At 54.9% G+C, this 21,115-nt stretch carries 18 protein-coding genes; 10 read left to right on the top strand and 8 right to left on the bottom strand.

The genetic code is table 11. The features are described 5' to 3' along the window. The first annotated feature begins 112 nt into the window (after positions 1 to 112). The 3 genes from yebS to rsmF all read left to right on the top strand — a co-directional run bounded on the left by yebS (position 113) and on the right by rsmF (position 5,474). Complete coding sequence (gene yebS / locus RAC90_RS01785) at positions 113 to 1,357, top strand: membrane integrity lipid transport subunit YebS (RefSeq protein WP_033741942.1); 1,245 nt, start codon at positions 113 to 115, stop codon at positions 1,355 to 1,357. Then, positions 1,326 to 3,965, top strand: coding sequence for an MlaD family protein (locus RAC90_RS01780; RefSeq protein WP_375123873.1), 2,640 nt, complete (start codon positions 1,326 to 1,328; stop codon positions 3,963 to 3,965). Before yebS ends, RAC90_RS01780 begins: the two co-directional genes overlap by 32 nt. A gap of 81 nt (positions 3,966 to 4,046) precedes the next feature. Then, positions 4,047 to 5,474, top strand: coding sequence for a 16S rRNA (cytosine(1407)-C(5))-methyltransferase RsmF (gene rsmF / locus RAC90_RS01775; RefSeq protein WP_193751020.1), 1,428 nt, complete (start codon positions 4,047 to 4,049; stop codon positions 5,472 to 5,474). A 144-nt stretch (positions 5,475 to 5,618) separates the two neighbouring features. Here rsmF and RAC90_RS01770 read toward each other — a convergent pair whose 3' ends face one another. The 3 genes from RAC90_RS01770 to RAC90_RS01760 all read right to left on the bottom strand — a co-directional run bounded on the left by RAC90_RS01770 (position 5,619) and on the right by RAC90_RS01760 (position 9,582). Next, positions 5,619 to 5,837 (bottom strand): DUF1272 domain-containing protein, encoded by a 219-nt coding sequence (locus RAC90_RS01770; protein ID WP_054633659.1) that lies wholly within the window; start codon positions 5,835 to 5,837, stop codon positions 5,619 to 5,621. A 79-nt stretch (positions 5,838 to 5,916) separates the two neighbouring features. Continuing rightward, the gene (locus RAC90_RS01765; RefSeq protein WP_058708057.1) at positions 5,917 to 7,296 is read right to left on the bottom strand and encodes an MFS transporter; all 1,380 of its coding nucleotides are present in this window, start codon (positions 7,294 to 7,296) and stop codon (positions 5,917 to 5,919) included. A gap of 255 nt (positions 7,297 to 7,551) precedes the next feature. Further along, positions 7,552 to 9,582, bottom strand: coding sequence for a choline transporter (locus RAC90_RS01760; RefSeq protein ID WP_033741948.1), 2,031 nt, complete (start codon positions 9,580 to 9,582; stop codon positions 7,552 to 7,554). A gap of 258 nt (positions 9,583 to 9,840) precedes the next feature. Between RAC90_RS01760 and betI the strand changes: the two genes are divergently transcribed. From betI to RAC90_RS01730, 6 genes are all read left to right on the top strand, one after another. Then, entirely contained in the window at positions 9,841 to 10,434 is a 594-nt protein-coding gene (gene betI / locus RAC90_RS01755; protein ID WP_006120302.1) for a transcriptional regulator BetI, read from the top strand. A 17-nt stretch (positions 10,435 to 10,451) separates the two neighbouring features. Next, a complete protein-coding gene (gene betB / locus RAC90_RS01750) occupies positions 10,452 to 11,924 on the top strand; it encodes a betaine-aldehyde dehydrogenase (protein WP_006120301.1) in 1,473 nt (490 codons plus the stop codon). A gap of 23 nt (positions 11,925 to 11,947) precedes the next feature. Beyond that, a complete protein-coding gene (betA, locus tag RAC90_RS01745; protein WP_054633655.1) occupies positions 11,948 to 13,630 on the top strand; it encodes a choline dehydrogenase in 1,683 nt (560 codons plus the stop codon). Positions 13,631 to 14,035: 405 nt separating this feature from the next. After that, positions 14,036 to 14,380 (top strand): multidrug/spermidine efflux SMR transporter subunit MdtJ, encoded by a 345-nt coding sequence (gene mdtJ, locus RAC90_RS01740; protein ID WP_006120299.1) that lies wholly within the window; start codon positions 14,036 to 14,038, stop codon positions 14,378 to 14,380. After that, positions 14,367 to 14,696, top strand: a complete 330-nt coding sequence (gene mdtI / locus RAC90_RS01735; RefSeq protein WP_033741950.1) for a multidrug/spermidine efflux SMR transporter subunit MdtI — start codon at positions 14,367 to 14,369, stop codon at positions 14,694 to 14,696. Before mdtJ ends, mdtI begins: the two co-directional genes overlap by 14 nt. 309 nt (positions 14,697 to 15,005) lie before the next feature. Next, entirely contained in the window at positions 15,006 to 16,139 is a 1,134-nt protein-coding gene (locus tag RAC90_RS01730; protein ID WP_058701800.1) for an acyltransferase, read from the top strand. A 42-nt stretch (positions 16,140 to 16,181) separates the two neighbouring features. On the opposite strand, the gene RAC90_RS01725 is transcribed toward RAC90_RS01730, so the two are convergent. Continuing rightward, positions 16,182 to 16,376, bottom strand: coding sequence for a hypothetical protein (locus RAC90_RS01725; protein ID WP_006120296.1), 195 nt, complete (start codon positions 16,374 to 16,376; stop codon positions 16,182 to 16,184). Positions 16,377 to 16,925: 549 nt separating this feature from the next. On the opposite strand from RAC90_RS01725, the gene RAC90_RS01720 reads away from it, so the two are divergent. Then, a complete protein-coding gene (locus RAC90_RS01720; RefSeq protein WP_033741952.1) occupies positions 16,926 to 18,470 on the top strand; it encodes a methyl-accepting chemotaxis protein in 1,545 nt (514 codons plus the stop codon). Between the two features lie 56 nt (positions 18,471 to 18,526). Here the strand turns inward: RAC90_RS01720 and RAC90_RS01715 are convergent, their stop codons facing one another. From RAC90_RS01715 to copC, 4 genes are all read right to left on the bottom strand, one after another. After that, entirely contained in the window at positions 18,527 to 18,985 is a 459-nt protein-coding gene (locus RAC90_RS01715) for an MEKHLA domain-containing protein (RefSeq protein ID WP_058701798.1), read from the bottom strand. Positions 18,986 to 19,342: 357 nt separating this feature from the next. Then, positions 19,343 to 19,690 carry a YebY family protein gene (locus RAC90_RS01710; protein WP_375123872.1) on the bottom strand — a complete coding sequence of 116 codons (348 nt, stop codon included), beginning with the start codon at positions 19,688 to 19,690 and terminating at the stop codon, positions 19,343 to 19,345. Positions 19,691 to 19,718: 28 nt separating this feature from the next. Beyond that, a complete protein-coding gene (gene copD, locus RAC90_RS01705) occupies positions 19,719 to 20,594 on the bottom strand; it encodes a copper homeostasis membrane protein CopD (RefSeq protein WP_033741956.1) in 876 nt (291 codons plus the stop codon). A gap of 4 nt (positions 20,595 to 20,598) precedes the next feature. Then, on the bottom strand, positions 20,599 to 20,973 hold the full coding sequence (gene copC / locus RAC90_RS01700) for a copper homeostasis periplasmic binding protein CopC (RefSeq protein WP_033741957.1): 375 nt from the start codon (positions 20,971 to 20,973) through the stop codon (positions 20,599 to 20,601). Positions 20,974 to 21,115 lie beyond the last annotated feature (142 nt).

The following is a 21,115-nucleotide window of genomic DNA, read 5'->3' as shown; positions in this document are numbered from 1 at the left end:
GTTACTATAACCTTAACATTCTGTGGATCGAAGCGTGATACCCGAAACAGGTACACAGCAATGTCTTAACAACCCTTTGCGTAAATAACAATAAGCGAACCCTGCACTCTTTATGAAAATTCACGCGATTAGCGAGACATTGCCCCACGCACGTTATCAGCGTTGTCCGCAATGCGATACCCTTTTTTCCTTACCAGATGTGAAATCGCATCAGTCGGCACATTGCCCCCGTTGTAATGCGCAAATTGTCAGCGGCTATGACTGGTCGATGACGCGTCTGCTGGCGATGGCGGCCACCATGCTGGTCCTGATGCCATTCGCCTTCAGCATGCCGTTGATTGATATCCGGCTGCTGGGTATGCGCATTAACGCCAGCCTGCTGGAAGGCATTGTGCAGATGACGCTGCAGGGCAACGTGTTAACGGCCTCCATGGTGGCGTTCTGCACTATCGGTGCGCCCGTCACGCTTGTGGCTGGCATTGGCTACCTGGCGCTGGGCCAGCGTTTGGGCATGAATCTGCGCCCGGTTCTGCTGATGCTGGAGAAGCTGAAAGAGTGGGTCATGCTGGACATTTTCCTGATTGGCATCGCGGTGGCGTCGATTAAAGTTCAGGAATACGCCGATCTCGAAATGGGCTACGGTCTGGTGGCTTACATTGCCCTGACTGTCCTGAGCGTGATGACGCTGATTCATCTCAATATTGAGCAGCTATGGGAACACTTTTATCCGCAACAGCCTCAGGTGACGCGACGGGAGGATCTGCAGGTTTGTCTCAACTGCCATTATACCGATGTTCCCGACGCACGAGGCCGTTGCCCCCGCTGCCATACACCGCTCGACTTCCGTCGCCGTCACAGCCTGCAAAAATCCTGGGCTGCGCTCATCGCCTCCATTGTGCTGCTGATCCCGGCCAATCTGCTGCCCATTTCAGTGGTGTACCTCAATGGCTCGCGGCGGGAAGACACGATCTTCTCCGGCATTCTTTCCCTGGCATCCGGTAATATTCCGGTCGCCGCCATCGTCTTTATCGCCAGTATCTTAGTGCCCTTTACCAAGGTTCTGGTCATGCTGGCGCTGCTTCTCAGCATTCATTTTCGCTGCGAGCAAGGCCTGAAAACCCGCATCCGTCTCCTGCGTTTTGTAACCTGGGTCGGTCGCTGGTCTATGCTGGATCTGTTTGTCATTTCGTTAACCATGTCACTGGTCAATCGTGACCAGTTACTGGCTTTTACCATGGGACCTGCCGCGTTTTACTTTGGCGCGGCTGTGATCCTGACCATTATGGCCGTTGAGTGGCTGGATAGCCGCCTGCTCTGGGATGCACATGCAACAGGAAACGCCGACTACACCGACTAATGCTACGCTGCGTAATAAGCGTAAAATTTCCCCTTTTTGGCTGCTGCCCGTTATCGCCATGCTGATTGCGGGCTGGCTGCTATGGACGAATTTTCAGGAACGCGGCACCACAATCACCATTAATTTCCAGACGGCAGATGGGATTGTGCCCGGGCGCACGCCTGTGCGCTATCAGGGCGTGGAAGTCGGTACCGTGCAGGGCATCAACCTGAGCGACGACTATCGCAAGATCCAGATCAAAGCCAGCATCAAAAGTGATATGCGTGATGCCCTGCGTGAGAATACGCAATTCTGGCTGGTGACACCGAAAGCCTCGCTGGCCGGGGTTTCCGGCCTTGATGCGCTGGTCGGCGGTAACTACATCGGCATGATGCCGGGCGATGGTAAAGAGAGCGACACCTTCACCGCCCTGGATACGCAACCGAAATACCGTGTTAATACCGGCGAGCTGATGATTCACCTTCATGCACCGGATCTGGGCTCGCTGAATACCGGCTCACTGGTCTATTACCGCAAAATTCCGGTAGGCCGCGTGTACGACTACAGTATCAACGGTCAAAACAACGGCGTGTCAATTGACGTGCTTATCGAACGTCGCTTCGTCAACCTGGTGAAAACCAACAGCCGTTTCTGGAACGTGTCCGGCCTGAACGCCGATGTCAGCCTGAGCGGTGCCAAAGTGCAGCTGGAGAGCCTGGCGGCGCTGGTCAATGGCGCGATTGCCTTTGACTCGCCCGAAGGCGCGGAAGCCGCAAAGAGCGATCAGAATTACACCCTTTATCCTGACCTGGCTCACAGCCAGCGCGGTGTGCTGATTAGCCTCGATCTGCCCAACGGCGATAACCTGTCGGCTAACCGAACGCCGCTGATGTACCAGGGTCTGGAAGTCGGTACGCTTACCAAACTGAATCTGCAGGACGGCGGCAAAGTCACCGGCGAGATGACGGTTGATCCGTCTGTGGTCGGCCTGATGCGCGAAGGCACACGCATTGAAATGCACAGTCCGAAACTCAGCCTGACTGACACCAACCTGAGCAGTCTGCTGACCGGCAATACCTTTGAACTGGTGCCCGGCGACGGTCCACCCGCACAGCATTTTACCGTGGTTGCGCCTGACAAAACGCTGCTGCAGCAACCCAATGTGCTCACCGTAAAACTCAGCGCGCCGGAGAGCTATGGCATCGATGCGGGGCAACCGCTGATGTTATACGGTATGAAAATCGGCCAGGTCATCTCGCGCGATCTGGATGAAAATGGGGTGAATTTTGTTGTGGCAATTAATCCTGACCACCGGCAACTGGTGCACAGCGACAGTAAATTCATCGTGAACAGTCGTCTTGATGTGAAATTCGGTCTGGACGGCATGCAGGTATTGGGTGCCAGCGCACGTGAATGGGTCGATGGCGGTATTCGTCTGGATCCCGGCAAGCGCGGTGCGCCAAAAGCCGCCTATCCACTGTTTGCGGATGCGGAACGTGCGGAGGAAGGTATTGTGGGTGACGGTCCGTCGACCACGCTGATGCTGACCGCGAAAAGTCTGCCGGATGTTCAGGCGGGATCTGTCGTGCTGTACCGCAAGTTCCAGGTGGGCGAAATCACGAAAGTCACACCGCGCGCGGATGCGTTTGATATCGCCGTTCATATCAAACCGGAATACCGTAAGCTCCTCACCAACGAAAGTGTCTTCTGGGCGGAAGGCGGCGCACGCGTGCAGCTTAACGGCAGCGGATTAACGGTGCAGGCCTCCCCGCTGAACCGGGCTTTAAAAGGCGCGATCAGCTTTGACAACCTGACCGGGGCGAAAGTGGATAAAGGCGTAAAACGCGTGCTTTATCCGTCCGAAACGGCCGCTCGCGCGGTGGGCAGCCAGATTACCCTGCACACCTATGATGCCAGCAAACTGTCCGCGGGCATGCCGATTCGCTATCTGGGCATTAACGTGGGTCAGATCGAATCGCTGTCACTGAGTGATGACAATAATCAGGTGGTGGCCAAAGCCGTACTTTACCCGGAATACGTGCAGAACTTCGCGCGCATTGACAGTCGTTTCTCCGTGGTGTCGCCCGAGATTTCGGCCGCCGGGGTGAATCATCTGGAAACGATCCTGCAGCCTTACGTTAACGTTGACCCGGGTAAAGGACGCGGCGCGCGGACCTTTGAGCTGCAGGAAAGCACCATCACCGACTCGCGTTACCTCAACGGCCTGAACATCTATGTGGATGCCACCGAAGCGGGTTCTCTGTCATTAGGGACGCCGGTCCTGTTCCGTGGCGTCGAAGTCGGTACCGTGACCGGCACCTCGTTGGGTAATATGGCGGATCGCGTGCAAATCGCCCTGCGCATCAGTAAGAAATATCAGCATCTGGTACGTAATAACTCGGTGTTCTGGCTCGCCTCCGGCTATAACCTGGACTTTGGGCTGATTGGCGGTGTGGTGAAAACCGGTACCTTCCAGCAATTTATCCGCGGCGGCATTCAGTTTGCTACGCCACCGACGGTCCCGCTGGCCCCGCAGGCGAATGCGAACAAGCACTTCCTGCTGCAGGACGAACCGCCGAAAGAGTGGCGTAACTGGGGTACGGCCATTCCTGACCCGAACCAACCTTAATCCTTCCAAAACGGGCAGCCAGGCTGCCCGTTTTCTTTCCGCGTGTTACACTCCCGCCTTTGCCTCAAAGAGAACATATCCGTGTCCGACGCCGCTTCACGTTTTCCTGCCGATTTCCTTGACCTTATGCGCCAGAGCCTGCCCGATGAGGCCAGCCTGCAGCAGTTTATCGACATTAGCCAGCAGCCGTTACGCCGCAGCCTCCGAGTCAATACGTTAAAAATCAGCGTCAGCGCGTTTCTGGCCCAAACGGCTCACTACGGCTGGCAGCTTACGCCGGTGCCGTGGTGTGAAGACGGCTTCTGGATCAGCCGGGAGGATGAAAGTTTACCGTTGGGTAGCGTGGCAGAGCATCTGAGTGGCCTGTTTTATATTCAGGAAGCCAGCTCAATGCTGCCGGTGACGGCGCTGTTTGATGCCTGTCCCGATGCACAGCATGTCATGGATATGGCGGCCGCCCCCGGCTCGAAAACAACACAGATTGCCGCCCGAATGCACAACCAGGGAATTGTCCTTGCTAATGAGTTCTCTTCCAGCCGGGTAAAAGTGCTGCACGCGAACATTACCCGCTGTGGCGTGACCAATACCGCGCTGACTCACTTTGACGCCCGCGTCTTTGGGCCTGCGCTGCCGGAACAGTTCGATGCGATCCTGCTGGATGCGCCCTGCTCTGGCGAAGGCGTGATACGTAAAGATGCGGATGCGCTGAAAAACTGGTCGCTTGCCAGCACCCACGATATCGCCCAGACCCAACGCGATCTGATTGACAGCGCGTTTCATGCCCTGAAGCCTGGCGGTACGCTGGTGTATTCCACCTGCACACTCAATCCGATCGAAAACCAACAGGTTGTGGCCTGGCTGATGGCGCGCTACCCCGCAGCCGTCGAGGTTGCGCCGCTGACGACGCTGTTTCCAGGCGCAGAACAGGCAGCCACGCCCGAAGGTTACCTGCACGTCTTTCCTCAGCTGTTTGACAGTGAAGGCTTCTTTGTCGCGCGGTTACGCAAAACCGCCTCTGTTGAGCGGCTGCCTGCGCCGACATACAAAGTCGGCAAGCTCCCGTTTACCCCCGTAAATCGCAAACTGGAAAACGATATTGTTCAGGCGGCCGCGAAGGTGGCGCTTCAGTGGGATGAGCGCCTGCAACTGTGGCAACGCGATAAAGAAATTTGGCTGTTTCCCGCCGACATCGTTCCGCTGTTAGGGCAGGTCCGTTTTTCGCGGATTGGCCTGAAACTGGCTGAAACCTTTGCGAAGGGTTATCGCTGGCAACATGAGGCCGTTGTCGCGCTGGCGTCACCACGTCCAGCGCAGACAGTAGAACTGAATGAGGCGGAAGCGGAAGCATGGTTTCGCGGTCGCGATATCTACCCTGAAAACCCGCCCACCGTTGATGAGATGATTGTGACCTATCAGGCTCAGCCGCTGGGGCTGGCAAAACGGGTTGGCAGCCGGATTAAAAACAACTATCCGCGCGAACTGGTGCGCGACGGTCGGCTGTTCCGTTAAGCCGTCACATCCTGCAAGTGACACTGTCACGCATGCGGCGCTGTTTTGCTGATAGCAGCGCCAGAACCGTCGTTCAGCGCGGACGGACCTGCACAAGCGGCAGGCATCGCGCCTGCGCATTCTGGCGCGATGCCCGGCGATAACTCAGGCGGTGCGCGCTTTCGCCGGATGGGTCAGCAATTTGGCGGCGGGCCGGATGGGCCGTCGCACTAATTCTCCCCCGCAGTTGGGACAATGCCCCTGCAGATGCTGCTCAGCGCAGGTCGCGCAGAAGGTACATTCGAACGAACAGATGCGCGCATCACGCGATGCCGCAGGCAGATCGATATCACAACGTTCACAGTTTGGGCGCAGTTCTAGCATGACATTCCCCCTTGCGGTGACGGCTTTCAGCGTGGCAAAACCCATGCTGCTTGTCGAGGATTTTCATCGCCCGTAACGCTTATCCGTCAGAAGATGTGGAACCTGACGTGGCCCTGCTGCGGCTTCCATCGTCGCGCGCCTGGGTCACGTCGCCTTCGTCCTCATTCTCACCCTCGTCCTCTGCGCCCTCCTCATCACTGGTGACCATCGCCGCCTGAATCGCCTCGTCTTCCAGCACCGGGTTAAGCGCCGCGCCTAAAGGCGAGGTAGCCAGGCTGTCCGGTAACACCACGTGGGGCAAAGGTACCTCGGTAGTCGGTAACGGAAGCGGCGCTTTCTTCACATAGCTCAGCACAGCAATCAACAGGGTGCACACCGTGAAGAACAGATAAAGCATGTTACTGCCGAAAGGCTGCATCAGCGAGCCCACCAGCAACGGGCCGATACTGGCTCCGATACCAAACGCCATCAGCAGACAGGCCGTCAGTGAAACGCGCTGCTCCGCCGCCACCTGATCGTTTGCCAGCGCCACCTGCAAAGGATAGAGGGCAAACTGCACCATGCTGGCAAGAAAGGCGATGCCGAGCACCCAGTGAAATGACAGCCTGGGCAGCAACACCAGCGGCAAACAGGCCAGCGCCAGCAGCGCCGCAATATAAAACAGCAGCCGCTGACGATCGTAACGGTCGGACAGCCAGCTTAAAGGAAACTGCGATACCAGCCCGGCAAAGATCGTCAGGCTCATAAAAATACCGGTCTGCGCATCGCTGAATCCCTTGCTGCTGGCATACACCGGCGCCAGGCCATAAAAGGCGCCGACGACCATACCGGTTAATAAGGTGGTGCTGAGCAATTTAGGAATGGTGCGAAGAAAGTAGCCCAGCTCCATCGGCGCAGGTGACATCGCGCGAACATGCGTGCGCGTCGTCAGCGCAATCGGCACCAGACAGAGGGCAAAACAGAGCGCCACGATTAACAACGTCTGAAGACCAAAGTCACTTTGTAAGGTCAGCACCACCTGACCGCTACTTAAGCCAAGGTAGGTCGCCACCATATAGAAGCCAAAGATTAGCCCACGCTGTGACGATTCCGCCTGGTCGTTAAGCCAGCTTTCCAGCACCATGTACTGGCACATCATGCACAGCCCGATGATCAGGCGCAGGAAAACCCAGAGGGGGATAAAATCTGTCAGCCCGTGTCCGATCACTGACGCCGTAATAATGCCGGCACAGGCTACATAGGCACGAATATGACCGACGCGCGCAATCAGGTTGTGGCCCACCTTGCCACCGATCACCAGGCCAATATAGTTTGCCGCAATGATGGCCCCAATCAGCGCACCATTAACCTGATCATGGGCCAGACGCAGTGACACGTAGGTAGTGAGTAACCCTGAGCCCAACAGCATCAACAACGTGGTGGTGTAAAGCGGCAGAAATGTTCTGAGAATTTTTCGCATACGACTCCCTGTCCACAACAGTCATTGGTGTCCTGTAAAGTTTAAAGATAGTTGAATTTGCCCCGCTTTAGGTCGGGACAATTCCGACAGTAAACTCCCGTTGTCACGTGGACGGCAGTGATGACACATTTCCCTGTCCCCGGATGTATCGTAGGCCTTCGGCAAAACCTGACTGGCTGTGGACCATGTTTACGCGGCCGGGTTTTCCGTCAGCCATAAAAAACCCGTTAACCTGGCGGCTAACGGGCTGTGGGATCAGGCGCTGGGGAACGTAATGTTGCTGCCCGGTGCCTCTCGATGCAGATGAATAAAGTTCAAGTGGCGCTCATACTGATCGAGTATATCGATGATCACCTGCTCTTTGCTGTAATCCATCAGGTCATTACCCTGACTGCCCTCCAGCAGGAACGTCTCCAGCCGGTAATAGGTAGATTTCCCGCTGCGCGCGCGGTAGGTGAAGCCCGGGATGGAATACTGCTGTGGCCAGACCTGATAGAGGAAATCCTGCTCCTCGCCCAGTTGTACGCGCAGGTCCAGATAACCCAGAGGATGCTCCCCGTCGGCGGCCACGCGGTCCAGCGTGACGCGCGCGCCACGCAGCTCCAGCTCTTTTGCCACGTCCTCCATGGCGGGAAAGATCGTGTCATCCATCATTTTCAGGGTGTAGCGCGAGCCAGGATAGTTCATCAGACGCGACAGCCGTTTTTTCCAGGTCAGGCGGTCAGTAGCATGTGCCAGATAAGGTGCCGTATCCCGCGTCGCACTCACGCGGCGATAATCTTCCACCTTGAGCGATTTATACAGCCCTGCCATCACGAAGAAGATGACGAAACTGAACGGCAGCCCCATGATGACCGTGGTATTTTGCAGCGCCGTAATGCCGTTAGTCATCAGCATACTCAGCGTCAGGACGCCGATGGCGACTGACCAGAATATACGCAGCCAGTTCGGCGCATCACTGTTGATGTCTTTCAGTTTGGAGGTGAAATTACCCAGCACCAGCGAACCGGAATCCGCCGAGGTCACATAGAACAACATACCGGTAATGGTCGCGACGGAAGCACTCAGCTTGAAGGCCGGGTACTGCGCCAAAAGACTGTAGAAACCGCGTTCCGCATGGCCCATCACTTCCTGTGCAAAACCTGCATCGCCATGAAGGATTTCATACAGGGCCGCGTTACCAAAGACCGACAGCCACAGCAGCGTAAAGGTAAAAGGAATCACCAGCGTACCGAGCACAAACTCACGGATGGTACGGCCACGGGAGATACGTGCCAGAAACAGGCCCACGAACGGCGACCAGGCCACCCACCAGGCCCAGAAAAACAGGGTCCAGCTGTTCATCCACTCTGTTGGCCGGTCAAAGGCAAACGTATTCAGCGTCATGCCCATAAAGCGATTGATGTAATCACCTACGTTGAGCACCAGTGCGTTAAGCAGGAAGCCGGTATTGCCAGCGAACAGGACGAACAGAATCAGGCCGAGAGCCAGCGCCACATTCAGTTCCGATAAAATACGAATGCCTTTGTCAACGCCCGACGTCACGGAAATGGTGGCAATGATCACCGACAGAATAATCAATGCCGTCTGTGCCGTTAATCCTTCCGGAATATCGAACAGGACCTTCAGCCCATAGTTTAACTGCACCACACCAATTCCCAGCGTGGTAGCGATACCAAAGATCGTCCCAATTACCGCGGCAATGTCTACGCTGTGGCCGATGGGACCGTTAATGCGTTTACCAAAAATGGGATACAGGGCGGAACGGATGGTTAAGGGCAGATTGTAGCGGTAGCTGAAATAGCCAAGGGCAATCCCCATCAGGGCGTACATTGACCAGCCGGTTAAGCCATAGTGGAACAGGGTCCAGACCATCGCCTGACGGGCCGCTTCAAGCGTTTGCCCTGTCCCTTCCGGCGGCTGCATATACTGCGAAACCGGTTCCGCCACCGAAAAAAACATCAGGTCTATCCCGATACCGGCGGCAAACAGCATTGCCGACCAGCTCAGTATGCTGAATTCCGGTTTCGACTGCTCAGGCCCGAGTTTAATGGAGCCAAAACGGGAACAGGCGATATACACAACGAACACGATATAAAGCGTGGCGGCCAACATGTAATACCAGCCAAACGCTTCGGACACCCAGTTTACCGCCCTCAGTATCCAGTTGGCGGCTTCGCTGCTGAATAAAATAGTGATGAGTGAAAAGGTCAGAATCAATCCTGCGGAGGTGTAGAACACCACGGGGTTGATTCTGTCTTTTTCACTCGCTGGTGGACTCATCATCGTTTACCTCTGGTTGTTGGCTTATCAATTTTGCAAGAGTTCAAACCGGTAAAAACATCCGGTGTCCCGAGGGGTAAGTGTTTTTTACGCTTCGTTTCCTGCCGTTACATTCTGGTCAAAACTAACGAATCTGCCACACTTACCGCTTCACTTACTCAACTTTTAAGACACAGCATCCTAACAAGGTTTCTATTTATATTGAACATCCAATCAAAAAAAGATTAAATAGGGGACTGATTTTGGGTGGGAGCGAACGCAATGCCAAAGGTAGGGATGCAGCCAATACGACGTCGACAGTTGATCGATGCGACGCTGGCAACGATAAATGACGTAGGTATTAATGATGCCACCATTGCTCAGATTGCCCGACGCGCGGGCGTGTCAACCGGCATCATCAGCCACTATTTCAAGGACAAGAACGGATTGCTGGAAGCCACGATGCGCGACGTCACCCGGCAACTACGTGAGGCAGTTGCCCGTCGCCTGCAGCCGTTAGCCAACGCCCCCGCCGAAGAACGACTGCGCGCAATCGTTGAGGGAAACTTCGACGAAAGTCAGGTCGAACGCGCAGTGATGAAAGCCTGGCTGGACTTTTGGTCAAGCAGTATGCACCAGCCTCAGCTTCAACGTCTGGAACGGGTCAGTCATCGCCGTCTTTTTTCATCGCTGGCCGTGGAGTTCCGCCGCCAGTTGCCGAGGGACAGGGCCAGGCTTGCCGCTCACGGGCTGGCCGCCATGATTGATGGCCTGTGGCTACGCGCAGCATTAAGCGGCAAGCCCTTTGACCCGACGACAGCACGGACACTGACCACTCAATTTATTCGCCAGCAGTTAGCAGGCGAACACGCGTAACGGAACCAGGAGAAATTATGTCCCGATTCACCGAACAACACCTCTACATCAATGGTACTTATGTTGCCGCGACGTCTGGAGAAACCTTCCAGACGATTAATCCGGTCAACGGCGAAGTACTGGCTGATGTCCAGATTGCCGGGCGCGAGGATGTCGATCGCGCTGTGGCGGCGGCCAGAAAAGGGCAAAAAATCTGGGCAGCCATGACCGCCATGGAACGCTCACGCATTCTGCGTCGGGCCGTAGATATTCTGCGCGAGCGCAATGATGAGCTGGCTGAACTGGAAATGCTTGATACCGGTAAGCCGTTCAGTGAAACCGCCAGCGTCGACATCGTTACCGGTGCCGATGTGCTGGAGTATTACGCTGGGCTGATCCCTGCGCTGGAAGGCCAGCAAATTCCTCTGCGTGATACCGCGTTTGTGTATACCCGCCGTGAACCCTTAGGCGTGGTCGCCGGTATTGGCGCGTGGAATTACCCGATTCAGATTGCCCTTTGGAAATCTGCCCCGGCCCTCGCCGCAGGCAATGCCATGATTTTCAAACCCAGCGAGGTCACACCGCTGACGGCCCTGAAACTGGCTGAGATTTACACCGAAGCCGGTGTGCCGGACGGCGTTTTCAACGTGCTGCCCGGTACCGGCGCGGTTACCGGTCAACTGCTTACCGAGCATCCGGGTATCGATAAAGTGTCATTTACCGGCGGTGTCGTCAGCGGCAAAAAAGTCATGGCAAATGCGGCAGGATCGACCCTGAAGGACGTCACCATGGAGCTGGGCGGCAAATCCCCGCTGATCATCTTTGATGACGCCGATCTCGATCTGGCCGCCGACATCGCCATGATGGCTAACTTCTACAGTTCCGGCCAGGTATGTACCAACGGTACCCGCGTTTTTGTCCCGGCCGCATTGCAGTCTGCGTTCGAAGCCAAAATCGTAGAACGTGTTGCCCGTATCAAAGCGGGCGATCTGCGCGATCCCGAGACGAACTTTGGTCCGCTGGTCAGCTTTAGCCACCGTGACAACGTGATGCGCTTTATTGAGTCCGGTATTGCAGAAGGTGCCCGTCTGCTGTGTGGCGGTAAACGCTTAACCGGTGACGGGTTTGATCAGGGCGCGTGGGTGGCACCAACCGTATTCAGCGACTGCCGCGACGACATGAAAATTGTCCGTGAGGAAATTTTCGGGCCGGTGATGTCGATCCTGAGTTACACCTCGGAAGAGGAAGTGATACGTCGCGCTAACGATACCGAATATGGTCTGGCCGCGGGTCTGGTGACCCGGGATCTGAATCGTGCGCACCGCGTCATTCATCAGATTGAAGCGGGCATCTGCTGGATTAACACCTGGGGTGAATCTGCCGCTGAAATGCCTGTCGGCGGTTACAAGCATTCTGGCGTCGGTCGTGAAAACGGCTTGATGACGTTGCAGAATTACACCCAGGTGAAGTCGGTTCAGGTTGAGCTGACGCGCTTTCAGTCTGTCTTTTAATCCCCTTACCTGAGGAGCGACGAATGGAATTTGATTACATTATCATTGGAGCCGGATCCGCAGGGAATGTGTTGGCCACCCGACTGACTGAAGACAGTAGTGTGAATGTTCTGCTGCTGGAAGCAGGTGGGCCTGATTATCGTTTCGATTTTCGGACGCAGATGCCAGCGGCCCTGGCGTACCCTTTACAGGGAAAACGGTATAACTGGGCGTATGAAACTGAGCCTGAGCCGTATATGAACAACCGCCGCATGGAGTGTGGTCGGGGTAAAGGCCTGGGCGGTTCTTCGCTGATCAACGGCATGTGTTATATCCGGGGTAACGCGATGGATCTGGACAACTGGGCAAGCATGCCCGGCCTGGAAAACTGGAGCTATCTGGACTGTCTGCCCTACTATCGCAAGTCAGAAACGCGCGATACCGGTGCCAATGACTACCACGGCGGCGATGGTCCGGTCAGCGTGACCACGCCGAAGAAAGGCAACAACGTGCTGTTTGAAGCAATGATTCAGGCAGGCGTTCAGGCCGGCTATCCGCGCACAGATGACCTGAATGGTTATCAGCAGGAAGGCTTTGGGCCGATGGACCGCTTCGTCACGCCAGAAGGCCGACGTTCCAGCACCGCGCGCGGTTATCTTGACCAGGCGAAACGCCGTCCGAACCTGAAAATCGTGACCCATGCCACCACTGACCGTATTTTGTTTGAAGGCAAGCGTGCAATTGGCGTGGAATATATGATCGGTGACAGTAATACGCTGCACACCGTTCATGCGCGACGCGAAGTGCTGCTGTGTGCGGGTGCCATTGCTTCGCCACAAATCTTACAGCGCTCGGGTGTGGGATCGTCCGAACTGTTACAGCAGTTTGACATCCCGGTCGTCCATGACCTGCCGGGCGTAGGTGAGAACCTGCAGGATCACCTTGAAATGTACCTGCAGTATGAATGCAAGGAGCCCGTCTCTCTGTATCCCGCACTGAAGTGGTGGAATCAGCCGAAGATCGGCGCAGAGTGGCTGTTTAACGGCACGGGCGTGGGTGCCAGTAACCAGTTCGAAGCGGGTGGCTTTATTCGCAGCCGTGAAGAGTTTACCTGGCCGAATATTCAGTACCACTTCCTGCCGGTAGCGATTAACTACAACGGCTCGAATGCGGTCGATGCGCACGGTTTTCAGTGTCACGTGGGCTCAATGCGTTCACCCAGCCGCGGACATGTGCGCCTGAAGTCCCGCGATCCGCGTCGCCATCCCGCAATTCTGTTCAACTATATGTCGCATGAACAGGACTGGCATGAGTTCCGTGATGCGATTCGTATCACACGTGAAATCATCAATCAGCCCGCGCTGGATAAATACCGTGGCCGTGAGATCAGCCCGGGCATTGAATGCCAGACGGACGAGGAGCTGGATGAATTCGTGCGTAACCATGGCGAAACGGCTTACCATCCTTGCGGAACCTGTAAGATGGGTAACGACGAGATGGCGGTGGTTGATGGCGAAGGCCGCGTACATGGACTGGAAGGTTTGCGCGTGGTCGATGCATCCATAATGCCATTAATTATTACGGGCAACCTGAATGCGACCACCATCATGATCGGTGAAAAAATCGCCGACTGCATCCGTGGTCGTCAACCGCTGCCGCGCAGTACCGCAGACTACTATGTTGCAGGCGATGCCCCGGTGCGTAAGGCACCTGAGCGGTCAGCCTGATCGCCTCCCTGACCTTAAGCCGGAAAACTGTCCGGCTTATTTCTTTTTTCTGCACTTATCACCTACATTAATCAGAATAATAAGCATGATTGCTCTGATTTATGTCAATTCAACTTACAATATCGCGCTGTGCTTTTAACGCCGGTGGTGGTATAAAGTGTGGGTGTTTATTATCGGAGGCTTTACCCGTCCACTGAAGAGAAGCAATAACGTGGATGCATTGTGAAATTATGAGCAGGATGTTCATTCCCCGTTTTACCGCCCTTTCGTTCCTCGCATTACTCAGCGTTAACGCCCTCGATCAGCACTGGCGCAGCGCGCTTTAGTCCCCTTTCCGCTCGTTTATTCCTTTCTGCCGTGGCATCACGGTGGGTTAATTACGACGCTAGTTGTGGAGAAAAAACCATGCGCGCATGGGGATTATTAGCACTCGCTATTGTTGCGGAAATCATGGGTACCCTGACCATGAAATGGTCCAGCCTGAATCAAAGCCAGAGCGGCTATCTGATTATGCTGGGCATGATTGCCTGTTCGTATATCTTCCTGAGTTTTGCCATCAAACGTATCGCACTGGGGGTCGCTTATGCCCTCTGGGAAGGTATCGGCATTATGCTGATCACGCTGTTTAGCGTGCATCTGTTTGATGAAACCGTATCGCCGCTGAAAATCTGCGGTCTGGTCACCTTGATTGTCGGCATTCTGCTGATGAAAACCGGCAGCAAGAAGGAGGCCGATCATGACCCTGCCTGATCTGATTCATTTTGCCTGGCTGGCACTGGCTGTCCTGCTGGAAATTGCCGCCAATATCATGCTCAAGTACAGCAACGGTTTTAAAAAGCCCCTGCCCGGCATCGCGTCGTTGGGCTGTGTGCTGCTGGCATTCAGTGCGCTGTCGCAGGCCGTGAAAGGTATCGATCTTTCCGTGGCTTACGCGCTCTGGGGCGGGTTTGGTCTCGTCGCCACCGTTGCTGCAGGCGGCATTCTCTTTGGTCAGCGCCTGAACCGCAAAGGCTGGGCGGGCCTGGCTCTGCTGTTGCTGGGCATGGTTATGCTGAAACTGGCCTGAGAACAGGGGACGCAGACGTCCCCTTTCCGCCCTTTACCCGTACGTCTGCAATGCCGTCCTGCCCTGCTGTTTATGAAAATACGTCCCTCTTATCCGCAGTGGCAGGCCCGTCAGAGAAAGGGGTTGACCTTTGTCATCGACAGTCACTTCTGAGCCACTCAAAGGTGTGTGTATTATCACGCAGATCGATTATTCATCATAATGTCAGAATCCTCTTACTTTTATCATTGCAGGTGGACTTGATCCGACTGTTAGGGCTTAGTGATGCCTTTGGATCCAGTATAAATAATTGATTAACGAGGTTTTACCATGTCTGCAACGCGAGGATGGTCCACGGAACTGGAAGGGTTACGGGGGATTGCTTCTCTTTGGGTACTGCTGGGACACATAAGCTTGCTTATCCATTGCCATATCACTTTACTCTCTTCTCCGGGGATTGGCGTGGATCTGTTTATCCTGCTTTCGGGCTACCTGATGGCAAAAAACTATGTCGAACGTCAGGAAAAAGAGCCGTGGCAAAGCCCGGAAACCATCAAGAAATTCTGGCTACGGCGTTTTTTTCGCATCGCCCCGCTTTACTATCTGCTGCTGGCGGTCGCGCTCATCTCTGGCCCCTGGTTTGGCGAGATGCGCGACACGATCGCACATGTTTATTCGGGCACAGCGACCGATGCCTCACGCTATGCCGATCAGTCACTCATGAATGTCGTGACGCATTTCTCTTTCCTGTTTGGCGTCCTGCCCGCCTATGGCTTTAACACCACGCTGCCCGACTGGAGTATCGGGCTGGAAATGCAGTTTTATCTGCTGTTTCCCTTTATCATGCTGGCGGTTATGCGCTTCGGTTATGCCCCGGCATTGCTGTGCATCATGGCGCTGAGCTGTGCCGGCCGTTATCTGCTGCCTGACTATTACGAAGCCTTTGAAATGCCGTCCATGATTCTGATTAAACTCAATATGTTTATTTCGGGCATGCTGCTGGCGGAGGCCGTACGGCGCAGGTCCCTGCTCTATGTGGTCTTTGCCCTTGCTGGCCCGGTGGTCAGTGTGTTTATCGGGTTAGGCGCGATCAAACTTCAGGTGGTGATGGAAGCCTTAATGATTATCGGCATGGCGGCGGTGCTGTGGCAGTATCAGGAAAACAGTCTGATGGCGCGGCTCATTCAGCTTCCACGTAAGGTGTTAAACAACCGCCTGAGTACATGGCTGGGCGATGTCTCTTTTTCCGTGTATTTGCTGCATCTGCTGATTGTGATTCCGGCTATCGCGCTGTTGCTGAAACAAACGGATATTGCTTACCAGAGTGATGTCACGCGTTTCCTGATTGTCTGTGCCGTATCTCTGCCGCTGACATATGGCCTGGCCTCTTTGCTGTACCAGTATGTTGAGAAACCGGGCATCAGACTGGGCAAAAAAGTGCTGGCTCCCAAACCTGCCCTGTAATACCAATATGGCTCGCCGGGGCGAGCCATTTTTATCCTCACATCATAATGCATTGCCTACATCATGCTGCTTTTCCCTCACATGCTCATCCGGTGATTCCGGCGTATCGGCAAGGCTACTGTACGTTTTCAGTCCGACGAGATGCGTCGGATCGTGCCTGCTGTGTACCAGGCTTTGTGCGGCAGAACCAAACGAGACAATCAAAAACATCCAGGCCACTGCTAATGATTTCCGCATTGTGCTATCCCATGCTGTGAATGGAGTCGCTATGGTGAAGAAATCAGGGTAAGGGAGTGTCTGATAAACTTAAAATTTTCGTCAATATTGTTACCTGCCTCACATATTTTCAGTGATCCAGGGGACACGCATGACGGTCGCGGCCCTGTGCGGGCTCGGGATAATCGCCCCTCATGCTTCAGCAAAAAGACAAGCGCGTCCCCCTTACGCATCGCAAAAACGTGCTGAGCTTAACGTTTTTCGGGTCCGGATTCGGCACACGCTGTACGGCGCATCAGAGTTAGGGAGGAATCACCACTTATATTTATCTATCACCTCAAAAACACATGCTTTCCCGATGTAATACATAAAGAAATTCTTTGTTTTTTCATCATTTACCCCCTCCTTCGCAATGAAATCCTTTTATCTGACCATTTATTGATTAAGATCATTTTCAATAGTGCGAAATAAAATATTAACGATATTTATGTAAATTTTGCATTTTCCATTAATTATTTATGCTCCTGATGCCGATAGAGAACGAAACCGCTCCTTATCAGGAATCTTATTATGAAAATCTCTACACGGCTTGCGACGGGTTTCGGCCTGCTCATTCTCCTTTTGATCCTCTGTACTGCCGTTTCTCTGACCTCCCTGCATCATGCCAAAACAGGCATGGACGATGTCGTGAACAGCAAAATGAGAAAATACCAACTTATTCTGGATATGCGTGGCGGACTGCGCGATCTGGCGATAGCCGTGCGAAACCTGGCCCTGCTCACCGACGACAAAGAAATGCAGCCAGAGTTACAGCGCCTTAATACGCAGAAAGCATTGTTCATTCAAAACCGCGAGACGCTTGAAACCATGATGCAGACTCAGTCTACAGCGGAAGAACAGGCTGCCCTGAATCATATCAGGGAACTTGAAGCACCGATGATGGCGTCCTTCGTGACGGCCGGGCAACTGGGACTAAAAAATGAGCAAACAGAAGCGACGCGCTATCTCATGACGACCCTGCGTCCACTGCAGCGCAATATGCTGGATGCGCTTAATAAAGCCACCGATATTCTGATGTATAGCAGCCGTAACGCCGTAGAAGTTAACAGCCAGTCCACCAGCCGGGCATCGGTAACGCTGGTGCTGTTAGCCGTGCTTTCTGTCCTGTTCTCGGTAGCAACCGGCTATGTGATTACGCGTGTGCTGATGCGTCAACTGGGCGGTGAGCCCGCCCAGGCGCAGGCGCTGGCCGCTGCAATTGCGGCAGGTGACCTGACATCCAGCGTTTCGCTGCGTCGCCATGACACCACCAGCCTGCTTGCGTCCCTGGATGGTATGCAGGCGAAGCTGCGCGGGCTGGTCTCAGAAATTAAACAAACGTCGGGCAATGTTGCCCTGGCGGCAGAGGAAATCGCACAGGGAAATACCGAACTCTCCTCGCGTACTGAACAGCAGGCTGCTGCCTTGCAGGAAACGGCGGCCAGCATGGAGCAGTTAACTGCGACGGTAAAAAGTAATACCGCCGGTGCTCAAACTACGGCCTCTACGGCGCGTGAAACGGCAGAGCTGGCCCGCAGCGGTGAGAGTGATGTCCACCGCATGTCAGAAACCATGAACGATATTTCCCTGAGCGCCGCCAAAATTCGCGATATCACCGGCGTGATAGAAGGCATTGCTTTTCAGACCAATATTCTTGCGCTGAATGCCGCCGTTGAAGCCGCGCGGGCGGGTGAACAGGGACGCGGGTTTGCGGTCGTGGCAGGCGAAGTCCGCACGCTGGCCCAGCGCAGCGCCACTGCCGCAAAAGAGATAAAATCTCTGATTGAGCAGGCGGTGGAGCAAGTGGGAAGCGGCGTCAAAGTGGCCAACGGCACGGGTGAAAGTATCCTGAAAATTGTCAGCATGGTGGGCGACCTCGCGAGTGCGATGGATGAAATTTCCCTTGCCTCCGCCGAACAGATGCAGGGCATTTCACAGGTCAGCGTCGCGGTGAGTCAGATGGACAGCGTAACGCAGAATAACGCGGCACTGGTGGAAGAATCGTCTTCGGCTTCACAATCCCTGTCCGAGCAGGCCCATGCGCTGCGCGGCATGGTAGAAGCCTTCCGCGTGTAACGCACGCCATTGCGCCACGTCATCGCAGGTAAGGTATGACGTGGCACGACGTTATTTTACTTTCTCGACTGACGGGGACGAGGCCAGAACAAGGCAGCCTGCCCCCAGTCCGCTTCGTGTTCTTCTGACTGCCAGACTTCACCCTCGTAGATGGTGAAGGTCTCACCCTGTTTATTGACGCGCGGGCCACTATAACCTGTGGCGATGCCATTGCGCCTCACACTGTCCAGCAAACGCTGCCGCTCCGCCCTGTCGGCAGGCCCGGCGCTGAGCCGTGAGGGCAGTTGCAGCATCTCCGCCAGGCTGTAGTGAAAACAATCCAGCGCACAGCGGTTGGCATAGACAAAAACCGGATCGGCCTCACGGTTATGCGCGAGAATACTGTACGGCGCATCCTCGTGGAGCCAGCGGTAACGATCGGCTACGTGCTCAGGACAGTATAATCCGTTGCCAGTCAGCATCCGGTAGCGGTCATCAATGCGTTTCAGTAAGGCGATTTGCTGTTCAGACGACATGCTTCTCTCCGTAACGAAAATCAGAATGCGAAGCGCTAATGTGGCGGGATTACAGGGGGAGATCAAGGGCGGGAAGATGACAGCGCCAGGTGCGTTTTGGCTGTTTTGCGGCCGGGATGAATATTAAGACGCGTCGGGTATAAAAAAAGACCGAACACTATTCCAGGTATTCGGTCCAGGGAAAGGGCTCTCAAGGAGCCGTGCGCTAAAAGTTGGCATTCGTTCAGGCTTTCGCCTTGCCTGTAAAGCGTAGGCCAAGACAGGAGATTTTCCAGCCAGCGCAGCGACGCTGTGCAAAAAACCGACAGGTTTGTGATCGGCTAAACAATTTTGCCGACAACCCTGCCGTATCGCGTGTTATTTCGCGCACAGCGCCTGAGCACGATCGACGATGGGCTGCAGACTCATCATCTGACCCGGATGGGCTCTATCCGGGGCCTGAATCACGCTGATCGGCTGCGCTTTAACCTGACCGGCCTTGAACTGCGCATCCGCTTTGTCGTTGAGGGGATACTGCATCAGCGTGCTGGGGTTAATCGCAAACAGCGCGCCGTCTTTCTCGCAGGTTAACATCACCTCTTCCCGGTTAAAGGGCCATTTGTCTTTGCCAATTTCGAAGCGGCTGACGGTGATAATTTGTGCCGCCAGCGCCTGGCCAGCCAGTGTGAATAACAGCAATGCAGGGATCGCTTTTTTCAGCAACATAACGTTCCTTTCTTGAATGTCGGTCATTTCAGGTTGGCGACAGCGTAGCAAACACACTCACCAACCCCACTACGCCGCATGCCAGCACAATTTCCAGCTGAGTCATGCGAATAAACTGCTGCTGTGCGCCCAGGCCAGCGACATGAAAACGCGGAACTAATCGGTAGCGGTTCCAGAGCGCAATCATCACCATAAGGCCCACCAGCGCGACTTTACAGAGCAACAGTACAACATAACGGTTAAGCGACCAGTCACCCGGCCAGCCTGCAATCAGCAGGCTGTTTACCAGTCCGGTGACCAGCGTCAGGGCCACAGCCAGATGCCCGTAGCGGGAAAAACGCATCATCGTGCGGATTGCGGTGGTTCGGAAGGCAATGTTCCGTGCCATCTGCATCAACACCAGTAACGGCACCAGGCCACCCGTCCAAAAAGATGCGGCGATCAGATGTACAACGTGATTACCTTGTTGCGCGATGCCAGCTAACCCCTCCCGCATCGCGGCATGGCCGATGAGCGCCAGACAACCACACTGTAGCAGACTGGTCAGCCACCCGATCCACTGCCGCTGCGGGTCACGCATCAGGATAGCGGCTACGCTGCACAACGAAAAGAGGAGTTGCCATTGCCACACCGCGCCCCAGTGTGTAGACAGCACCGCCATCCATACGTCCGGCACGGCCAGGTTGTGCCAGTCGCCACTCATCAATGCCGTCTGCGCGGCCAGCATACACAGCGCAGTCAGGAGTGCCAGGATTGCACTGCCTGTCATCAGGCGTGACAGGCGCGATATCAGCGCCGCCCGTAACGAAACGGGCGCCAGCAGCGTCGTACAAAAATGGCTGCCGACCAGTACTATAACCGCCGTAAAATGCAGTGCCCGCAGCACTACCCACAGTGTCGTCACAGGATTACTTCACGGTGAACGTATAGTTTCCGTTTGTTTTATGCCCGTCCACGGACAGCACATGCCAGTTTACCTGATACGCGCCCTGAGTCAGCGGCTGAGCGAAGTTAACCCGTAACTGGTTATGCCGGGCTTTATCGCGGCTGATCTTGCCCGCAATCGTTTTATGCTGAGCATCCACCACCTCAACGCCGCTGAACGCGGGCTCAACATCTTCCGTAAAATTCAGGGTTATCTGCTGCGGCGCGGGCGATATTTCGGCTTTTGCGGCGGGGACAGAGGACGTAAGATGCGCGTGCGCCAGCGCGAACGGACTAAAAGCCAGTGTCGAGGTCGCAAACGCGATCATTGCGCCATGCGAAAGTAATGTTTTCTTCATAACATCATCCTGTTAACGCCTGGTAAGGCCATAAACGTGGCGCAAGAATACGCCGCTGCAATTTAACTGTCGAGGCCAGCAATGCTATCCTTTACCTTGCGTATGGCGGAGGAAAACATTACTTTTGCACACGCATATCAGG

Source organism: Pantoea sp. CS_6 (assembly GCF_041954745.1).
GTDB lineage: Bacteria > Pseudomonadota > Gammaproteobacteria > Enterobacterales > Enterobacteriaceae > Pantoea > Pantoea stewartii.
Note: the sequence above shows the minus strand (reverse complement) of the source record. Positions and strands in the feature narration are given on the sequence as shown.

What these genes read in the sequence shown, in the direction of transcription:
- RAC90_RS01730 (WP_058701800.1), top strand. Translation starts at nt 15,006, where the DNA reads ATGTCTGCAACGCGAGGATGGTCCACGGAACTGGAAGGGTTACGGGGG.
- RAC90_RS01770 (WP_054633659.1), bottom strand. Translation starts at nt 5,837, where the DNA reads ATGCTAGAACTGCGCCCAAACTGTGAACGTTGTGATATCGATCTGCCT.
- RAC90_RS01725 (WP_006120296.1), bottom strand. Translation starts at nt 16,376, where the DNA reads ATGCGGAAATCATTAGCAGTGGCCTGGATGTTTTTGATTGTCTCGTTT.
- betB (WP_006120301.1), top strand. Translation starts at nt 10,452, where the DNA reads ATGTCCCGATTCACCGAACAACACCTCTACATCAATGGTACTTATGTT.
- RAC90_RS01720 (WP_033741952.1), top strand. Translation starts at nt 16,926, where the DNA reads ATGAAAATCTCTACACGGCTTGCGACGGGTTTCGGCCTGCTCATTCTC.
- yebS (WP_033741942.1), top strand. Translation starts at nt 113, where the DNA reads ATGAAAATTCACGCGATTAGCGAGACATTGCCCCACGCACGTTATCAG.
- RAC90_RS01760 (WP_033741948.1), bottom strand. Translation starts at nt 9,582, where the DNA reads ATGATGAGTCCACCAGCGAGTGAAAAAGACAGAATCAACCCCGTGGTG.
- copC (WP_033741957.1), bottom strand. Translation starts at nt 20,973, where the DNA reads ATGAAGAAAACATTACTTTCGCATGGCGCAATGATCGCGTTTGCGACC.
- betA (WP_054633655.1), top strand. Translation starts at nt 11,948, where the DNA reads ATGGAATTTGATTACATTATCATTGGAGCCGGATCCGCAGGGAATGTG.
- RAC90_RS01715 (WP_058701798.1), bottom strand. Translation starts at nt 18,985, where the DNA reads ATGTCGTCTGAACAGCAAATCGCCTTACTGAAACGCATTGATGACCGC.
- betI (WP_006120302.1), top strand. Translation starts at nt 9,841, where the DNA reads ATGCCAAAGGTAGGGATGCAGCCAATACGACGTCGACAGTTGATCGAT.
- mdtJ (WP_006120299.1), top strand. Translation starts at nt 14,036, where the DNA reads ATGCGCGCATGGGGATTATTAGCACTCGCTATTGTTGCGGAAATCATG.
- RAC90_RS01765 (WP_058708057.1), bottom strand. Translation starts at nt 7,296, where the DNA reads ATGCGAAAAATTCTCAGAACATTTCTGCCGCTTTACACCACCACGTTG.
- RAC90_RS01710 (WP_375123872.1), bottom strand. Translation starts at nt 19,690, where the DNA reads ATGTTGCTGAAAAAAGCGATCCCTGCATTGCTGTTATTCACACTGGCT.
- RAC90_RS01780 (WP_375123873.1), top strand. Translation starts at nt 1,326, where the DNA reads ATGCAACAGGAAACGCCGACTACACCGACTAATGCTACGCTGCGTAAT.
- mdtI (WP_033741950.1), top strand. Translation starts at nt 14,367, where the DNA reads ATGACCCTGCCTGATCTGATTCATTTTGCCTGGCTGGCACTGGCTGTC.